Source organism: Funiculus sociatus GB2-C1, assembly GCF_039962115.1.
Lineage (GTDB): Bacteria > Cyanobacteriota > Cyanobacteriia > Cyanobacteriales > FACHB-T130 > Funiculus > Funiculus sociatus.
Window position 1 is genome coordinate 102,400 of sequence record NZ_JAMPKJ010000007.1, and the last position, 17,463, is coordinate 119,862.

At 45.4% G+C, this 17,463-nt stretch carries 14 protein-coding genes and 1 pseudogene; 9 read left to right on the forward strand and 6 right to left on the reverse strand.

The genetic code is table 11. The annotated features are described in order from the left end of the window. Window positions 1-52: 52 nt before the first annotated feature. A complete protein-coding gene (locus NDI42_RS05535) occupies window positions 53-2,074 on the reverse strand; it encodes an FAD-dependent oxidoreductase (RefSeq protein ID WP_190451943.1) in 2,022 nt (673 codons plus the stop codon). A 436-nt stretch (window positions 2,075-2,510) separates the two neighbouring features. Here NDI42_RS05535 and NDI42_RS05540 point away from each other — a divergent pair, with 436 nt between their 5' ends. The 3 genes from NDI42_RS05540 to NDI42_RS05550 all read left to right on the forward strand — a co-directional run bounded on the left by NDI42_RS05540 (window position 2,511) and on the right by NDI42_RS05550 (window position 6,702). After that, window positions 2,511-3,401 (forward strand): DUF4142 domain-containing protein, encoded by an 891-nt coding sequence (locus NDI42_RS05540; RefSeq protein ID WP_190451874.1) that lies wholly within the window; start codon window positions 2,511-2,513, stop codon window positions 3,399-3,401. Between the two features lie 237 nt (window positions 3,402-3,638). Further along, window positions 3,639-4,985: an AAA family ATPase gene (locus tag NDI42_RS05545; RefSeq protein ID WP_190451876.1), complete on the forward strand. Its 1,347-nt coding sequence runs from the start codon at window positions 3,639-3,641 to the stop codon at window positions 4,983-4,985. Beyond that, the gene (locus NDI42_RS05550; RefSeq protein WP_206755899.1) at window positions 4,942-6,702 is read left to right on the forward strand and encodes a tetratricopeptide repeat protein; all 1,761 of its coding nucleotides are present in this window, start codon (window positions 4,942-4,944) and stop codon (window positions 6,700-6,702) included. The genes NDI42_RS05545 and NDI42_RS05550 overlap by 44 nt, the downstream gene beginning before the upstream one ends. Before the next feature lie 89 nt (window positions 6,703-6,791). Here the strand turns inward: NDI42_RS05550 and NDI42_RS05555 are convergent, their stop codons facing one another. The 4 genes and pseudogenes from NDI42_RS05555 to NDI42_RS05570 all read right to left on the reverse strand — a co-directional run. After that, entirely contained in the window at window positions 6,792-7,130 is a 339-nt protein-coding gene (locus NDI42_RS05555) for a DUF4870 domain-containing protein (RefSeq protein WP_190451881.1), read from the reverse strand. A gap of 68 nt (window positions 7,131-7,198) precedes the next feature. Beyond that, the gene (lnt, locus tag NDI42_RS05560; protein ID WP_348231376.1) at window positions 7,199-8,905 is read right to left on the reverse strand and encodes an apolipoprotein N-acyltransferase; all 1,707 of its coding nucleotides are present in this window, start codon (window positions 8,903-8,905) and stop codon (window positions 7,199-7,201) included. Between the two features lie 24 nt (window positions 8,906-8,929). Next, the gene (gene gyrA, locus NDI42_RS05565; protein WP_190451885.1) at window positions 8,930-11,476 is read right to left on the reverse strand and encodes a DNA gyrase subunit A; all 2,547 of its coding nucleotides are present in this window, start codon (window positions 11,474-11,476) and stop codon (window positions 8,930-8,932) included. A 332-nt stretch (window positions 11,477-11,808) separates the two neighbouring features. Beyond that, a pseudogene (locus NDI42_RS05570) lies at window positions 11,809-12,456 on the reverse strand (chloride channel protein); the annotation flags it as partial. Window positions 12,457-12,579: 123 nt separating this feature from the next. Between NDI42_RS05570 and NDI42_RS05575 the strand changes: the two are divergent. The 5 genes from NDI42_RS05575 (at window position 12,580) to NDI42_RS05595 (ending at window position 16,096) form a co-directional block, all read left to right on the forward strand. Continuing rightward, entirely contained in the window at window positions 12,580-12,819 is a 240-nt protein-coding gene (locus tag NDI42_RS05575) for a hypothetical protein (protein WP_190451889.1), read from the forward strand. Window positions 12,820-12,872: 53 nt separating this feature from the next. After that, complete coding sequence (locus NDI42_RS05580; protein WP_190451891.1) at window positions 12,873-13,790, forward strand: histone deacetylase family protein; 918 nt, start codon at window positions 12,873-12,875, stop codon at window positions 13,788-13,790. A 377-nt stretch (window positions 13,791-14,167) separates the two neighbouring features. Then, window positions 14,168-14,332 (forward strand): hypothetical protein, encoded by a 165-nt coding sequence (locus NDI42_RS05585; RefSeq protein ID WP_190425234.1) that lies wholly within the window; start codon window positions 14,168-14,170, stop codon window positions 14,330-14,332. A gap of 596 nt (window positions 14,333-14,928) precedes the next feature. Next, a complete protein-coding gene (locus NDI42_RS05590) occupies window positions 14,929-15,312 on the forward strand; it encodes a hypothetical protein (protein WP_199295367.1) in 384 nt (127 codons plus the stop codon). Window positions 15,313-15,592: 280 nt separating this feature from the next. Beyond that, on the forward strand, window positions 15,593-16,096 hold the full coding sequence (locus tag NDI42_RS05595; RefSeq protein ID WP_190451893.1) for a hypothetical protein: 504 nt from the start codon (window positions 15,593-15,595) through the stop codon (window positions 16,094-16,096). A 67-nt stretch (window positions 16,097-16,163) separates the two neighbouring features. Here NDI42_RS05595 and petL read toward each other — a convergent pair whose 3' ends face one another. Then, entirely contained in the window at window positions 16,164-16,265 is a 102-nt protein-coding gene (petL, locus tag NDI42_RS05600; protein ID WP_199300788.1) for a cytochrome b6-f complex subunit PetL, read from the reverse strand. Between the two features lie 95 nt (window positions 16,266-16,360). Between petL and aroB the strand changes: the two genes are divergently transcribed. Beyond that, the gene (gene aroB / locus NDI42_RS05605) at window positions 16,361-17,458 is read left to right on the forward strand and encodes a 3-dehydroquinate synthase (RefSeq protein ID WP_190451895.1); all 1,098 of its coding nucleotides are present in this window, start codon (window positions 16,361-16,363) and stop codon (window positions 17,456-17,458) included. Window positions 17,459-17,463 lie beyond the last annotated feature (5 nt).

Genomic DNA, 17,463 nt, shown 5'->3' on the forward strand with positions numbered 1-17,463 from the left:
TTAGCCATTAGCCATTAGCCATTAGCCATTAACCATTAGCCATTAGCAAATATTACTTCCACTCTTCCCAATTCTGGTTAAAAATTGAGGTATCTGGAAAAGTAATTGGGTTGCTATTTTTCTGCAAACGACGTTTGAGCGCTTCTAATTGCGGTTCCGGACGAGGCAGTTCATCTACTAGCTGATAAGGCATTATTCCGTTTTCCAAGGCAAAAGCGGCTGTTGTTCCCGCAGCTGCACCAGCTGACCATTCAAAGGAATGCACCCGATAGGCGGCGGCGGCGATGTGGCTGGTAGCAATACTTTTCCCAGCGACTAACATATTGTCGATTTTTTGGGGAATTAATGCTCTGAGTGGAATTTGGAACGGATACGCTTGTCCTGCACCCCGCCGTTCGCCCTCACGTTCTTTGTTGCCTGGAGTTTCTGCGGGACTCATAGTCATGCAAGGATGGAAGTCAATCGCATAGTGACCAATACCGATAGAATCCGGGTAAATCGTGGAACGACTGCGCCGCATGATTTGATCTAGAGGCTTGGTGCCTGCGATCGCACTTGCTGCTTCAAAACCAGCCAATGCTGCCCGTAAACTACGATAAGTTTGTGGTGAGAGAGTATTGCGGTAATATTCATCGTTGTAGTCGCGGCGAGAAATATCAATTTCCCACAAGGTAAAGCCTTGGGGATGTCCCCAACCAGGCCGTCCAATAATCCGCCGTCCTTCCCGCATATATGGGTACTTAGACAAGCCATGTGCTGTTCCCATCGGGGAATCTAGCCCACTCAAATAGCGATTATTTGGTTGCGGCTGCTTAACGTTTGCGCCTAGTTGAGAATCAGTAGTTCCGGCTACCAACCAATGGAAATATCCCAAGGCATTTTCTTCGCCTTTACGGAGGGTTTCTGTCCGCAGTCCTCCCATCCACCCTCCGGGCTGTAGCTGTCCGCTAGCTTGCAATTGATCGCGGCTGTAAATTAGGTTATCTTCGGCAGTTCCAGGGCGGTAGTCGTTACCCCAAGTCCAGTTCTGCATTGAGATGTCGCCAGGTGCTGGTGCGCTATAAGTAACGCCCCCGAATTTGGTTTGTTGTCCCTCTTTCGGACTCCAAATGCGGCGATAAGTAAAGACAAGCCCAAAGTCCGCCAATCGCTGTAATTCATAGCTGTAGTAAGGCGCATATTGTTGGTAAAACGACGGCGGAGTGTGGGCTTGCGGTTCTTTAGTTGCCTCCATCGCAAAGGTGTAGGTAAAGCCTTGGGTGCAGTAGCGATCGCCTGTTTCGCTAGAGGACGATGGTTCTAGGTAAGATCGGGGGTCGATACCTAGCCGATAGGGAACGTCCGCCAAGCCTATCAGTTCCCCGGTTTCCGTTGCATCAACTACATACCAATCAGGGGCTGTTCCCCCGGTTTGCTTTTTCCGCTGCTGGGGTACGAAGCGGACAATACTTTTTTCAAACTGAGGGGAGTTTTCGTAGCGATAGGAATCTTCGATGGTTTGAGACAGCGGTGAAGTGTTTAGCCGTGGTGCGCCTTTAACGGGACGATGCTGGATAGCGATCGCGCCTTGAATCAGTTTCCCACTTTGGTTGATGTCTAGTTCCTTAACCACCGTCGAGGGAAACCATTTCAGCGTACCTTTTCCCCGTCTGGCGGCATCTTTTAACTGATTGAAGAGTATGTTATGAGCATCTTTGGGCAAAAAGCAGGATTCGCTTACCCAACAGTCGCCTGGGTTGAGTTCTCCATATTTACTCTTGATCCGCTGCCGCAAATCCAAGTAACCGCGAGAATAAAATAGCTGCTGGCGCTGGGTGGGGCGTTCATCTAGTGCCGAAGTTCCTTGGGCGGAAATCTGTCCGCCTACCCAGTCGGTAATCTCAGTTAAGCAAACTGTTCGCCCGGATAGCAAGGCTTCATATGCTGTTGCGGCACCGGAAAGTCCGCCGCCCGCAACCAAAATTTCACATTCTACAGTTTGGTCTGGGCTTCTGGGTGGCGCGGCCAAGGCGACTGGAACGACTGATTCTAGGAAAGTTAAGCCGATAGTGAGGCTAAGGAGCGATCGCTTCATCATTTGGGCTATATTGCAGCTTCCATGTAAATTTAACTAGCTCTGTGACGCTACCACTCCGAAATTGTTCAATGCAAGCTTTTCGCTACACAAGAGCGTCTTTGTCACTTGGATATTGCCCAAGCACTGCTTTTAAAGGTTTTTTTGATTTCGCCTTTTGATAAACCTTCATCTATCTATAGTTAGGTGTTTAATAGTTATCTTTAGAATTAAGTTTTAGTTTTAATTTGTAAACACACATACCTAAAGAAAGAGGGAATTTATCAAAAGTAAAGCATCATTAACAATAGATGGTTGACTGCTCAGATGTTCCTCCTAGTCTGGGTAGAAAACAAAAAAATGGCGCTTTAAAACCGTCCTAAAATTGTTAGTCTCTCACCAGATTAATTAATGTATTAGGACACATATAAACTCAGAAAGGTAAGGAACTTTGACAATGATTAGACGGGCAACAGCAACTGCCGCCCTGGTGGCAGCCGGATTATTTGCGTCTTTGGGTTACTCAGCCGTAGCTCAAACAAGCCGACCCACATCGCCAGCACCTGGGATGTCACCAGCGCCTGGAATGTCGCCAGCACCTGGAATGTCACCAGCACCTGGAATGTCACCAGCACCTGGGATGTCACCAGCACCTGGGATGTCACCAGCACCTGGAATGTCGCAAAGAAACGGCCAACTTAGCGCCTTAGACAGGCAATTTGTTATCGATGCTGCTCACGGGGGAATAGCAGAAGTACAACTTGGGCAACTGGCGTTACGAAAGTCAACGAACGCTGAGGTAAAGCAGTTCGCACAGCGGATGATTGACGAGCATACGCGAGCCAATAAAGAACTTATGAGCTTGGCTGCCCAGAAGGGTATCACTCCTCCAACCACTCCCGGGCCAAAATATGAAGCAGCAATGATGCAGCTTCAGCAGTTGTCTGGAGAGAATTTCGATAAAGCCTATATGATGGAGGGCGGGCTTAACGGTCACATGGAAAGTCAGGCTGTGTACCAGCGTCAAGTGCTGCTGGGACAAGATCCGGATCTGAGAACTTTTGCTGCTAGGATTTTGCCAAGGGTGCAGGGCCATTTGCAAATGGCGGCGACGATGACACGCAACACATTTGCTGGAAGAAACGATGATACCCCTGCAAGACCGGGTATGCAGATGAACCGTGGAACCCAGACGACTCCTGGGACGCAGATGAACCGTGGAACCCAGACGACTCCTGGGACGCAGATGAACCGTGGAACCCAGATGACTCCTGGGACGCAGATGAACCGTGGAACCCAGATGACTCCTGGGACGCAGATGACTCCTGGGACACAGATGAACCAGTAGCATCGGGCAATAACTAAAGAGCGATCGCATTTTCCTTTGGGAGAGTGCGATCGCTCTTTGCTAGATTTTGAGGAAGGAGCGATCGCGAAGCGTATGTATGCAAGCGCTACTTGCTCATCGCTATTGTAGATTTTGCCGCAAGACACGATAGGGTTTGAGATGGCACAGTAAATCGCCTAGAATTTGGCTATATAAATTTTTATAGCTCTATTCAGTTACTACAACTAGGCTAACCCGATGGTTCCACTTCCTCCCAATCGTGCTACGACTCTTAAAGCTGCGTATCGGGTTTGTGATGTACGCCCGCTAGAAGGTGAAAACATCCAGCGATACTATGTTCACCTATCAACGGTACGGAAAACTCAGGCGGTTGAAGATGTTAGCACCATTTTAGACTTTCAAGAAGCTGGAGAATTTACTACACTTTTATTTACAGGGCATAGAGGCTGCGGTAAGAGTACAGAGCTGAGACGCATTAAGAGTCGATGGGAATCTGATTATCGGGTGATTTACTTAGAATCAGATGAAGAAATTGATATTAACGATGCTCGTTATACAGATTTGTATTTGGTGATTATCAAGCTTGTTGAGTATGAATTACGCACTTTGGGTTTAAAGTTTGATGCTCAACTTCTAAATAGCTTTGAGTCCTGGTTTAAAGATATTACTGAGGAGACGGAAACAACTATAGAAAACTCTGTTGGTATAGAAACAACAGCAGAAGCCGGTGCAGAAATTCCTTTTATTGCTAAATTATTAGCTAAAATAACTGCTCAAATTAAAGGTTCTGAAAAGAAAAAGATATCAATTAGAGAAGCTCTAGAAAGAGATATTTCTCGCCTCAAAAGTGATATTAATCTTTTAGTGATTGATGGTTATAAAAAATTACGAACTAAATTTCCGCATTCCAAAGGATTTTTGATAATTTTTGACAATTTAGATCGAGTACCACCGAATGTTGGCAATCATTTGTTTTTTGATTATGCAGCACAGTTGCAAGAACTACACTGCACGATTATCTACACGGTACCTATTTCTATACTTTATTCAGAAAAAAACTTAAATAACGTTTTCGATAAACCCAACATTGTGCCAATGGTAAATATTTATGAATTTGAACGCGATCGCGTAGATTTAGACTATAACCAAAAAGCACTAGACGCGGTTGCCAGTTTGATTGAGCATCGAGTCGAAATTGAGGCTGTATTTGAATCCCGCGAACCCTTACTAAATTTGGCAAAAGCCAGCGGTGGTCATGTCCGCCAGTTAATGCAGATGATGCGAACTGCTTGCCAAACTGCTAGCACTCGCGGTCACAATAAAATTACGGTTGAAGATGTCACCTATGCAGTTAAACAGGAACAATTTAATTTTGAGCGGGTTATTCCTACAGAACACTATCCTCTCTTAGCACAAGTTTGCATAAATAAAGATATTAATAAAGACGAAATAGGGCAATTGATGCTGTTTAATACATCTGTTTTAGAATATAACGGCAACAATCGGTGGAACTACGTTAACCCAGTGATTAAGCAAATAGATGCCTTCCAAAAAGCTCTTAAACAAGGTCTCCAATATCCTTAATGCTTACCTGAAGTTATCTGAATTAGCTTCAAATTTCAATAGTTTTATTTCTATAAATCAGCAGCAATTATCTGAACTATTGACATTTATAGATTTTGCAGAAGGTTTTATAATTGGGTTTATAGAAATTAACTTTTCAAAAGATTTAGATACTTTGATGGAAGCACTCAAAAAGCATCCTAAATTCAAAGATATTCAGTTTGAGTTGCTAAATTTTAACAACCCGGAACTGCGCTTTTTGAGAGATGCAATAATCCAAAGGCTTCCAAATATAAATATTGACCCTGAGAAAAAATTAGTTTTAATCCTGCAAGGGTTAGAAAAATCAATTGGGATTTTTGGGGAATACCCACCCGTGCTACAGGATCTCAACTTTGTTCGGGATTCCTTTACTAAGAGCGTCCCTCATCCTATTCTTTTTTGCTTACCAGATTATGCGATTACTCGTCTAGCTAAATTTGCACCTGATTTTTGGGCGTGGAAATCAGGCGTTTTTCATTTTAATACAGTTCAATCTACTAAAGATGATGCCCTTTTCAAAACTCTCCACTCTGATAAAATACTCCATGAATTAGAGTTCACTGAAAAGCAAGAACGAATTGATTTGTTACAGAGACTTTTGATGGAATACAGTCCTTCTGGCTGTCATGAAAAAGAAGAAAATTTACAGACACAAATGCAAATTTTGACTCAGTTAGGAGAGGCTTATCACAGCCGAGGTGAATTCACAAAAACGGCAGAATGCTTAGAAAAAGCACTTAAATTAGTAAATAAAAATGAGGATTTAAAGAATGAAAAAGCTACTGTTCTGTATAAATTAGGAGCTGCCTACGCCCTTCATAATCAAGATGAGCAAGCGATCGCCCTTATAGAACAGTCACTCTTAATTGCCAGGGAAGCTGGCAATCGCCTGCTTGAAGTCATAATTCTATATAATCTGGGCAAGGCTTACTCTTTGTTAGAGCAGTACCAGCAAGCTATTGAGTCTTATCAGCAGTCCTTAGCAATTGCAAGGGAAATCGGTACTCGCAAAATTGAAGGTATAACTCTCAATGATCTCGGCGGTGTTTACAATGCCCTAGAGCAGTACCAGCAGGCAATTGAGTTTTATCAGCAGTGCTTGGCAATTGCACGAGAAATCGGCGATCGTAAATTTGAAGTCATAACTCTCAATGATCTCGGCGGTGTTTACAATGCCCTAGAGCAGTACCAGCAGGCAATTGAGTTTTATCAGCAGTGCTTGGCAATTGCACGAGAAATCGGCGATCGTAAAATTGAAGGTATAACTCTCAATGATCTCGGTGGTATTTACAATGCCCTAGAGCAGTACCAGCAAGCCATTGAGTTTTATCAGCAGTGCTTGGCAATTGCACGAGAAATCGGCGATCGTGAATTAAAAGCCATAACTCTCAATAATCTGGGCGGTGTTTACAATGCTCTAGAGCAGTACCAGCAAGCCATTGAGTTTTATCAGCAGTCTCTCGAACTGTACAAATTACTCGACAATCATCAAGCTCAGGCATTAGTGTTTTTGCTGATTGGGTTGTTATTGGCGTATGAACAGGGAGATTTCACCACAGCGCTAACCTACTTGCAGGAATCTTTAGCAGTTTTTCAACAACTCACGTCTCCAGGTGTAGAGAAGGTTAGGCAAATCATTGCTGATGTGCAGCAGATGGCGGATGCCCAAGGAAATTCTATTAGCGGTAATACATAAGGTTGAGGAAGTAAGCGATCGCGGTTTACCAAAAGTCTTTTTTTAAGCTAGTAAATCTGGATCTACACCGATCGCTTCGCTATTATTTGCTACTGCACTAAGCGAAAAATCAACGGGTAACGGTAGGGTTTATTAGGATTGCTGAGAACCTTGACAAGAGCGATAATTGGCATCACAAAACTTGCAATGCCTAGCAAAATAAACAGTGGTATACCGATTACGATAAAACTCAGCATCAGACAAATGGCTGAATAAATATAAAGATTGATGTGAAAGTTGAGGGATTCTCTGGCGTTCTCTTTGACCACTGGATCATCGATGATGAACAATATTGCAATGGGTATGCCGATAGATACGATAGTGGAACTCAAAAAGATTGCTCCATGACATAGCCCAGATAAAAGCTTCCGTCGATCTAAGTCACTCATGCCACTGCCTCTCATCTACGAAATGCGATCGCACTTCGATAGTAGCCTTTCAAAACTTTGGTTTGGCATCAGTCTCTCGGACGATAATTATTTCGCCAGAAGGTGTTGAGTAACCACGCGATCGCGCCCCCAATCAACAAAAATGGTGTTAACCAATCACCCCAACGCACATACAAAGTTTCCGTTTGTCTGCGGTAAATTGTATGTGCGTGAATCTCATAGGTATTCATTCTAGAAATCCACTGAGTTCTGCCGTGGGGATCTATGACGCCAGAAAATCCAGTATTCGTAGCGCGGACAGCCCAGCGATCAGTTTCAATCGCCCTCATCAAATCTTGGGCATGATGTTGACCCATCATCGTTGAGGTGTAATGAGCATCGTTAGACGCTGTAAGAATAAATTGCCCACCCGCAGCTGCTTGATGTCGGAAAAGTTCGGGGAAGGCGGAGTCATAACAAATCCCGATGATGGCACTACCAAAAGGTGTATTAAATATTTGGTTTTGTTTACCATGAATTAGCTGAGCATCTAAAGGGGAAAGTTTATCAATAATCTTTCCTAAAAATTGCTCGAAGGGAATATATTCTCCCAAAGGCACCAGTTTAACTTTGTCGTATTGGCTGAAAATTTCACCTTTGCCAGTGATAGTAAATAAGCTATTTGTCAGGTTATTTCCCTGTTTACCAAATCCTCCCACCCAGGCAACGACACTGTTTTCCTTAATAGCTGAGTAGAAGGAACTGCCAACTCTTTCTGGTTGATTCCATACGAAGGGCAATGCGGTTTCTGGGATTATAACTGCATCAACTTCTGGTGCTAAAGCTTTATAACCGCTGGTGTATCCTTCTATAGCACGCTCCCAACCAGCCCGATCAAATTTAATTTTATTAGGAATATTTCCTTGAATAATTCCTACTTTTAATGCTGCTGCTGGCGGTTTAAGTAGGGGACGGCTGTACAATCCAAATCCTATGAGATGCAATCCTACAAATATTCCAACCGCAATAGCTAAATAGCCTGGGTGGAGAAGAAACCTTCCAGGCGCAGAAGATATAGAGGAAGAGGTAGAATTAGTTTTTTCTTGGCGTTGTTTGCGGTTAATGAAGGCTTCCGCAATTAAGCCATTTATTGCGACGATTGCTGCTGTTACTGTGTTGGGGCCTGAGATTTGACCGAGGTGTAAAATTGCCAGATTGTGAGGGCTTTGGGTGAAGGAAAGGGAAGTCCACCACAAGCTTCCGGAACCCCAAAGACTTTCAAGTCCGCACCACAAAGCTGTTCCAATTAGAACACGAAGTAAAGCAGAAATTTTTGAGTTTCGATTAATCCAAGCTTGACAAGTTGCCCAAGTTGTAACTAATGCGGCTCCCCAAAGGGTGATAAAAGTCCAGCAGAAGAATGCGATCGCTAAACTCGCCAGCCACGGAACTCCTAACCACGTCATCGGGTGAATCCCGGTAATCCAAAATAAAGCTACGCCGTGATAGCCGATTCCCCAAAGTAAAGGCAAAAGGAGATCCGCCCAACCCCCCTTAAAAAGAGGGGCTGCAAAAGGTAAAAGAAAGAATTTTCGTTTCTTTTGCTCTTTTACTTCTAACTTTTTCCGTTCTTCGACAACCAAAACCCACAGGGGCGCTAAGGCAATCCAAGCAAAAAACCACGCACCTACTGGTGCGGTGGTTAACCCCATCAAGATACCACTAGCTAAGGCAATGAGTGAACGCCAAGAAATGCGCTTTGTCAAAGCAGGAGGAAGGCGAAATATGTTTAACATCATTCATCCTTCCTCCTTCATGGTTTATTCTTCTGGAACTTCTTCCTCATCACCAGTAGAGGGGGGAACTAAAGCCGCCGCCGCGATCGCATCATCCTCATCAAGTCGTTGCACTCTCACCCCTGTTGCCATTCTTGATTGCAGGGAAATCGCATCTGTTGCTTGACGGATGATAATGCCTCGGCTTGTCACCATCATTAGCTCATCACCTTCATTGATCGTTCGCAGAGCAGCTAGTTTATCGTTAGGCTTGCGGAACTTAGTAGCAACTAATCCCATCCCAGCGCGATTTTGCAGCCGGAATTGACCAACTGGCACCCGTTTCCCATATCCGCCTGTTGTAATTACTAGCACCCACGGCCCGTTACCGTTGAGGATGGGAGCGTCTTCCGCTGGTTCCGCTTCTTCAATCTCCGCTATTTTGGCGACTACTTGACTTGGCAGTATATCCATGCCTATCAGTTCATCTCCAGTGCGGAGAGCCATTGCTCTGACTCCGCGAGTAGCGCGACCCAAGGGACGCAGTTGCTCGTGATTAGTGCGGAAGTGAATTGCCATGCCTTGGCGCGATCCGATGATGATGCTATCATCCACTCTAGCGCGTCGCACCCACCGCAATTGATCTCCCTCTTCTAAGGAGATGGCGATTAAGCCATTGGAGCGGATGTTACTGAAAGCAGCTAATTCTGTCTTTTTGATGTAGCCGCCTTTAGTTAGCATTACCAGGTATTCTTCCCGGCTAAATTCGCTCACCGACACGATTGAGGTAATTTTTTCGTCGCGGGGGATGGGCAGCATTTGCACGATGGGGATACCCCGTGCTGTGCGAGAAGAAGCTGGGATTTGGTAAGCTTTGAGGCAGTAGACAACCCCGCGATCGCTAAAGAATAAAACGCTATCGTGGTCACAGCAGGTGAGGAAATGTTCAACCCCATCATCCTCTTTCATGCCAGTACCTTTTTTACCTCTGGTGTTGCGGCTTTGCGCTTCAAAGGTGTTAACTGGCATCCGCTTGAGATAACCTTGTTCTGTTAGCAGAATCAAGGCTTTTTCGTTGGCGATTAAGTCGGTGTCGTCAATTTCACCTTCCGCGTGTTCGATGACGGTGCGGCGAGGTGTCGCGTGGACGGTTTTGATTTCCGTCACCTCGGTTTGGATGATTTCTAAGATACGTTCGCGACGTGCCAAAATATCTTGCAAATCGGCAATCTGCGCTTGTAACTCATCGTGTTCTAAGCGAATTTTCTCAGCTTCCAGTGCAGTTAGTCGCCGCAACTGCATCTGTAAAATTGCATCCGCTTGCGCCTCAGAAAGCCCGTAGTTGTCAATCATCTGCGTCTTTGCCGTTGGTGTGTCGGCGGCGCGGCGGATCAACTCAATCATCTCATCTAGGTGCAACAAGGCAATCAGTAACCCTTGCAGCAGATGATCTCTTTCTTCTGCTTTCCGCAGTTCGTAGCGGGTGCGGCGGGTGATGCACTCAATCCGGAAATCTAGGAAAACAGTGAGGAACTGTCTGATTGTGAGCGTTTGGGGTTCCCCATTCACCAGCGCCAGCATATTCGCCCCAAAGTTGGCTTGCAGGGGCGTTTGCTTGTACAAGTTATTGAGGACAACGCGGGGATAAGCGTCTCGCTTGAGTTCGATCACGATTCTCATCCCATCGCGATCGCTTTCATCCCGAATATCTGCAATTCCTTCCAGCTTCTTATCATTCACCATGTCGGCGATTTTCTCAATCAACGCTGCCTTATTCGTTTGGTAAGGCAACTGAGTGATAATAATCGCTTCCCGATCCGGTCGTCCCCGATGTTCAATGGTGTCTATTTCAGCGACACCCCGCATCGTAATCGATCCGCGCCCAGTTGTATAAGCTTCCTTAATCCCAGATACTCCCAGAATCTGCGCTCCTGTGGGAAAATCTGGCCCCGGAATATACTGCATCAACTGGAGGTCGGTAATTTCTGGATTCTGGATTAGCGCCATTAACCCATCAATCAACTCTCCCAGATTGTGCGGTGGAATGTTCGTTGCCATCCCCACCGCAATACCACTGGAACCATTGAGCAACATTTGGGGAATGCGCGACGGTAATACCAGCGGTTCTTGCTGGGAACCATCGAAGTTATCCCCAAAATCTACAGTTTCCGACTCAATATCCTGTAAAAGGGCGGCACCTGTGAGGGATCTTAGGCGGCATTCAGTGTATCGCATTGCCGCGGGCGGATCGTTGTCAACTGAACCAAAGTTGCCGTGTCCGTTAATCAGGGGGTCGCGCATGGAGAAATCCTGCGCCATCCGTACCAAAGCATCGTATACCGCAGTATCACCGTGGGGGTGGTATTTACCCAGCACTTCTCCCACCACCCTTGCACACTTGCGGAAAGGACGATCGTGGGTAAGCCCCAGTTCGTGCATTGCGTAGAGAATGCGACGATGTACGGGTTTCAGACCATCCCTGGCATCTGGCAGCGCCCTACCGACAATTACGCTCATTGCGTATTCCAGGTAAGACCGGGACATCTCATTCCCTAAATCCGTTGGGATAATCCGCTCCTGGGAAGTGGTCATACTATGAAAAAGCTCCAAAAATGTAGAAGAATGGCAGATAATACGCAAAAAATTGCGATTATTTCAGCCTTAATTCTAAAGAATGACAAATTATATGAAAATTTTATCACATTTTGGCTTTTATTGGGCGTTAGTCATTGACAATTGGTGTGTCGAAAAACTCCTCCCCAACCCTCCCCGAAACAGGAACCGAACAGGATTATCTTACGTCCGCTGTGCGTGCGGGGAATGAGGGTTTTTATTGATTGGTCGCTATGGCGAGAAAAGTGATCAGCCTAATGCGCGATCTCATACTGACAAAGCAATAGCTGCTGATGAATATTGACCAATGACTATTCTGCGATCGCTTCTTGTTGAGTCTTGAGTTGAGAAGCAATCAAAGGTGCTTTGGGTGCGAGAAAGAAGCCAATCAAACTAGCGAACAAGATTGGCGTTAAAGGGCTGATATTGGCAAGTTTCGTCAGCAATAAAGTGGTACTTATCGGTGTTCGCGTCACTGCTGCGTTTAACGCTGCCATTGTGCAAATCATGGCTAGAGAAGGATTGAGTGCGGGAATTAAAATTGCGATCGCTTTCCCCAAACACGCACCTGTAAAAAACAGAGGGATGATAAACCCACCCCGCCAACCTCCAGTGACAGTAACGCCGATCGCAGCCATCTTTGCCAAAGTTAGAGTAAAGAGGAAAACAGCAGAAAAGTTACCCACCAAGACGGTATCTAACTCTTCGTGTCCAAAATAACGAGTTAGGGGGAAAGATACCGCTAAGATGCCCAATCCCAGACCTGCGAGTGTGGTGCGGAGATAAATCGGGCCAGCGATGCGGGCAAAGATGCGATCGCAGCCGCGAAAAATTGCCATAAACACCCATGCAGCGATCGCCCCAATCATCCCGTACAGGATAGCCTAGGCAAAATCATCAATGTTGTTTAGAGTGTACCGAGGAAAATGCCAAGTCGCTGCAATACCCAAGCGTGTAATCCCTGGATTTATTGAATCTAAGGATATCAAAGATTTCAATTTAAGCCTCAAGGTAGTGGGTGCCTTACCAGAGGCAAGCTTAAGCTGAAACAGAGAAATGCAAATAGAAGCCTGAAATTAGCTATGAGCGCACAAGAAGAAAACATGAACGAACAAGACAAAGAATTAGAGCCAGAAGTCAAAGAAGCGATCGCTAAAATTAAACAGCCTCCATCAATCAACGAAACTCTGATGGAAGAAGATCCACAATACCTGATCAATAACCCGGCTGTGGCACCGCAAATGCAATCGCTTAACGACCCAGGCGGAACAGATATGATAGACAATATTTATAAACAAGATTTATCGGAGGAAGACAAATAATTAGGATAGATACAATGCCAAAAAGCATCAATGCTGCCTAATTTTCTCCGACTATGCTGCCAGTAATCTACTCGGATGACTTTCTCAATCACAACACTGGACGATTTCACCCCGAAAGACCAGCACGCCTAACAGCAATTGTACAAGCAATAAATGCTGCTCCTTGGGCATCTCAAATTGATTGGCAGCTGCCGACACCAGTGAAAGATAGGGCGATCGCGCCTATATTACAACAAGTTCACACTCAAGATCACATCGAGAGAGTCCAGCGTATCGCCGAAAACGGCGGCGGACACTTGGACGGCGATACCCTGGTTTCCCCCCAGAGTTACGATGTCGCCTTATTAGCCGTGAGTGCGTGGCTGGATGGAGTGGATAGGGTACTCGAAACCGGAAACCCAGCCTTTGTGCTAGCGCGTCCCCCTGGACATCATGCCGAGAGAATCGCCGGGATGGGGTTTTGCTTGTTCTCGAATGCCGCGATCGCAGCTTACCACGCCCTTGAACAACCAGGAATCAACCGCGTTGCCATCCTCGACTGGGACGTTCATCACGGCAACGGTACGCAAGATATTGTCGAAACCCATCCCAAAATTGCCTACTGTTCCCTGCATCAATATCCTTGCTATCCCGGCACTGGAAAAGCCTCTGAACGAGGAAACTACAACAACGTACTAAATTTACCATTACCTCCCGGCAGCGCGATCGCTGATTATAAACCGCGTTTTGAACAAAAAATCCTGCCTTTTTTAACCGACTTTCAGCCAGATTTGTTGATTGTCAGTGCAGGCTACGACGCAAATGCAGACGATCCGTTAGCCAGCATTAACTTGAAACCGCAAGATTTTGGCGTATTCACAGATTATTGTCTGCAAGTAACTCGTCGCATCCTTTTTGGTCTTGAAGGCGGTTATGATCTCTCGGCACTATCTGAGTCTGTCCTAGCGACTATCGAAAGGTGCTTGGTATAGAAGGAAAAGGAAAACATTCTCCTTCCTCTGGTTCCCAGTCTCAGCCTTTACCTTTGCTCTCGTTCCTGGGCTGTGTGGCCTGGGAACGCTTTTTTTTGAGACGAAAGTTAGTAACGAGATGGTATAAAAGTGCAAAGCCTCTCTTCGATGCTGCTTTAGGAAAGCACTCCCTTGGTAGTTCACCTCAGTGTTTTTACGTAGTTTATAGCTAGCTTATATTACCTTTACTTCTCAGGCAGTCAAGTCTTAGCCGTATAATTACGGGGAAATTTTTTGGCTTGAAGCAGAATCTAGTGATCTTTCTGAGGAAATTCATAGCCAAGGTGTGGAGTAATAAGGGAAGATAAACAACAGCCCAAAGCTGAAAAGACGAACCAATGACTACCTACATTACCTTTGAAACCGCACTTCGGATTATTGAAAACGCCTATCTAGTTTCAGCAGGATTGCTGCTGGCGGGTTCATACATCGGTTTGACAGCCATCGAAAAGATGGAAAAATCTGACGACAATTTCCCAACACGGCAATTCGGTTCTCGCTAGACAGTTCTCACCGTATTTGACAGTTGAGTTGTACGCACTCAACACTCGCGTCGCACTCAACGGTTACAGATTTTCGGAATCGTCAGCATTGACCGTGTAGAACACGCTAATACCCACTTCGGGTAAGAAGACTGCGATGAGTTTGTTCCATTGTCCCGATTTTACAAGTGATGTTGATTAAAAACTCAGATTAGACTTACTCCACAGTACCTGGGACTCAACATTGATAAGTATTCACCAGTAGAGACAACAACTACCCCTAACCAGGGGTTTTTTTTTAACTAAGGGGGTTGGGGGCTGGGGACTGGGGGCTGGGGACTGGGGATTAGGGACTAGGAACTATGAACTAGGTAAGACTTTTTCCCAATTCCCAATTCCCTTCTCGCTCAGGAAGCTTTGACATTTATGCCAATCTATGCACTAAGCGATCGCTTCTGCCGTCAAAGGCTACTGTTTGCTTTTTTAGGTCGAATTATAAACAGGGTTCATATAATTATAGAAAAAAAACTTTTCTTTACATCCATCTAACGGAATATTTACGTCTTTCTTTGGGTATACTTGGCAGAACTGCGAAAACAATCAGGAAGAAAACTCAAATGGCAGAAATGAACTGTTTAGAGTTGGAACAAGAAATTGGCAAGATGGCTGCGGCAATGATGACCCGTAACAGCCAGATAGGGGAAGACCTAATCGCCAATCTCAAAACTCAGATGACGCTTGAAGATGTAGCTGGTGTGATGCTGGTGAGTATTGAGCGTTTGATGTGGTTTGACACCGAATCAGTTATCTGGACTATAAAACATCTGATTCCTAGCGATGTTATGCAACAAATCCGCAGAATTACTTCAGTCGCTGTCTGCAAGCAGTTGATTGGCAAAGGATTCACGCCAGGAAAAGATTTTAGTGTCAGTGCTACAGGCAAACTGCTCCTCAACCAGAACGCTAAAACAGCAATATTACCTCTGGCGACAATAGAGTAATTTCAGGCGCTCTTGGATGCCGCCAGACGAACTTAATCAGAGAGAGAACACAGGCATAGTTTTTCGCGCGTCCTCGGCATCATGTAGAGACGAGTACAGGTTGGGCGGCATAATTCCCTTGCTAACTGCATTTCTTGCACAAATAGTCTGTTTGTAACAAAAATGTTGTGAGGAGGATCACTTAAAGAAAAGATAGGTATCACACCCCTCACACGGTTTTAATCACTTCCGTATATAAAGAAATGTATAAAACTAAAAATAGAAGATTCTGTGACCTACGATGCCAGACAAAGCTCTCGTCCCCATCGCGATCGCTCAACCCACAGAAATCTTAAATCAGTTGAAGAGTGGGCAACTGCTTAAGGTCAACGGTTTTCCTGGTAGTGCTTTAATCATCTGCCATCGGCATCATGCGGAAATGGCAGGCCCAGGCGCAGCTGTTGGCAGTTTGTTTGATATCAATTGCCGTCGGGTAATCCCCATCGGCAATCCGTCTGTGGTTTACCCAGAGTCTCTTGCAGAACGTCAAAAAGCTTATGTCATCCGGCAGCAATGGATTCGCTTGAATCAAAAAGCGATGGAGCATTGCGTACCGTTGCACCGTGCCGTGGCGATTTTAAGGCTATTTGAGAGATACTTTGGACCCGAAGCAACTATCCAAATGCCGGATGAAATTTTGGCTCAGTTGGTAGGAGTTTTCCCAAAAACAATCCAGATGGCGCGTCTGGCTACTCAGAATCGATGCGAGAGTAGAAAGCAGGATTCTAGGCTAGTGAAAGTTTGAGGAAAATTGGGAATTGGGGATAGGGGATTGGGAATTGGAAAGAATCTTACCCAGTCCCCAGCCCTAGTTAAATCAGCTTGATGGCGCGAAGACCGAAAAATAGCGCTAAAGCTGCACCAAAGGCAGCACCCAAAATCAAAATGTAAGCGATCGCAGCAGAGATATCCATTTTTCGCGTTAACCTAATATCGACTATGAACTATTGAATCATCAACTGGAGTAGAATACAGCCGACAAGCGATCGCTCTTTGATGGGGAAGACTTATGGAATCGGTTATTGGGGTTAATTTACCACAGGAATCTTACGAGATTGCGATCGCATCTGGCAATCTGGCAAAACTCGGCGACAGAATGATCTCGCTAAACCTGGGTAAGAAAGTATTAGTCGTTTCTAACCCGGTAATTTTTCAATATTACGGGGAAGTGGCGATCGCATCCCTCAAAGAAGCTGGTTTTGAAGTCGCACAAATTACTCTCCCAGCTGGGGAAAGCTACAAAACTCTCGACTCACTACAAAAAATCTACGACGCTGCCTTAGAAAATCGTTTAGAACGTTCCTCAACTATGGTAGCTTTGGGCGGCGGCGTAATTGGCGATATGACTGGCTTTGCCTCTGCCACTTGGTTGCGCGGGATTAACTTTGTGCAAGTACCGACAACGCTGTTGGCGATGGTTGATGCGTCAATTGGGGGGAAAACGGGAGTTAATCATCCCCAAGGGAAGAATTTAATTGGTGCTTTCCATCAACCGCGAGAAGTTTTAATCGATCCAGAAGTGCTGAAAACCTTGCCAGTGCGCGAGTTTCGGGCTGGAATCGCAGAAGTGATTAAGTACGGGATTATCTGGGATGCAGAATTATTTTCTCAGATGGAGCGATCGCAATATCTCGACTGTCTGGACAATCTAGACCCAGGTTTATTACAAGAAATCCTGACTCGCTCTTGCCAAGCCAAAGCTGATGTAGTAAGCAAAGATGAAAAAGAAGCTGGACTCAGAGCAATTCTCAACTACGGTCACACCATCGGTCATGCAGTCGAAAGCTTAACCGAATACCGCGTAGTTAATCACGGTGAAGCTGTAGCTATTGGCATGGTAGCAGCGGGTGAAATTGCCGTAACCCTACAGATGTGGGATAAGTTAGCCTCAGAGCGTCAAAACGCCTTAATCCAAAAAGCCGGATTACCTACTGCGTTACCACCAGGACTAGATATTGAAGCAATTGTAGACGCTCTCTCGACCGATAAAAAAGTTAAAGCCGGAAAAGTGCGCTTTGTCCTCCCGACGCAAATTGGAGCAGCAATTGTAACCGACCAAGTGCCACGGGATGTGATAAAACAAGTGCTGCAACAAATGAGTAGCTAATACAA

Coding starts and splice junctions, on each gene's coding strand:
- NDI42_RS05535 (WP_190451943.1), bottom strand. CDS start 2,074: ATGAAGCGATCGCTCCTTAGCCTCACTATCGGCTTAACTTTCCTAGAA.
- NDI42_RS05540 (WP_190451874.1), top strand. CDS start 2,511: ATGATTAGACGGGCAACAGCAACTGCCGCCCTGGTGGCAGCCGGATTA.
- lnt (WP_348231376.1), bottom strand. CDS start 8,905: ATGTTAAACATATTTCGCCTTCCTCCTGCTTTGACAAAGCGCATTTCT.
- NDI42_RS05595 (WP_190451893.1), top strand. CDS start 15,593: ATGCCAGACAAAGCTCTCGTCCCCATCGCGATCGCTCAACCCACAGAA.
- petL (WP_199300788.1), bottom strand. CDS start 16,265: ATGGATATCTCTGCTGCGATCGCTTACATTTTGATTTTGGGTGCTGCC.
- NDI42_RS05580 (WP_190451891.1), top strand. CDS start 12,873: ATGCTGCCAGTAATCTACTCGGATGACTTTCTCAATCACAACACTGGA.
- NDI42_RS05585 (WP_190425234.1), top strand. CDS start 14,168: ATGACTACCTACATTACCTTTGAAACCGCACTTCGGATTATTGAAAAC.
- NDI42_RS05590 (WP_199295367.1), top strand. CDS start 14,929: ATGGCAGAAATGAACTGTTTAGAGTTGGAACAAGAAATTGGCAAGATG.
- NDI42_RS05555 (WP_190451881.1), bottom strand. CDS start 7,130: ATGAGTGACTTAGATCGACGGAAGCTTTTATCTGGGCTATGTCATGGA.
- NDI42_RS05575 (WP_190451889.1), top strand. CDS start 12,580: ATGAGCGCACAAGAAGAAAACATGAACGAACAAGACAAAGAATTAGAG.
- aroB (WP_190451895.1), top strand. CDS start 16,361: ATGGAATCGGTTATTGGGGTTAATTTACCACAGGAATCTTACGAGATT.
- NDI42_RS05545 (WP_190451876.1), top strand. CDS start 3,639: ATGGTTCCACTTCCTCCCAATCGTGCTACGACTCTTAAAGCTGCGTAT.
- NDI42_RS05550 (WP_206755899.1), top strand. CDS start 4,942: ATGCCTTCCAAAAAGCTCTTAAACAAGGTCTCCAATATCCTTAATGCT.
- gyrA (WP_190451885.1), bottom strand. CDS start 11,476: ATGACCACTTCCCAGGAGCGGATTATCCCAACGGATTTAGGGAATGAG.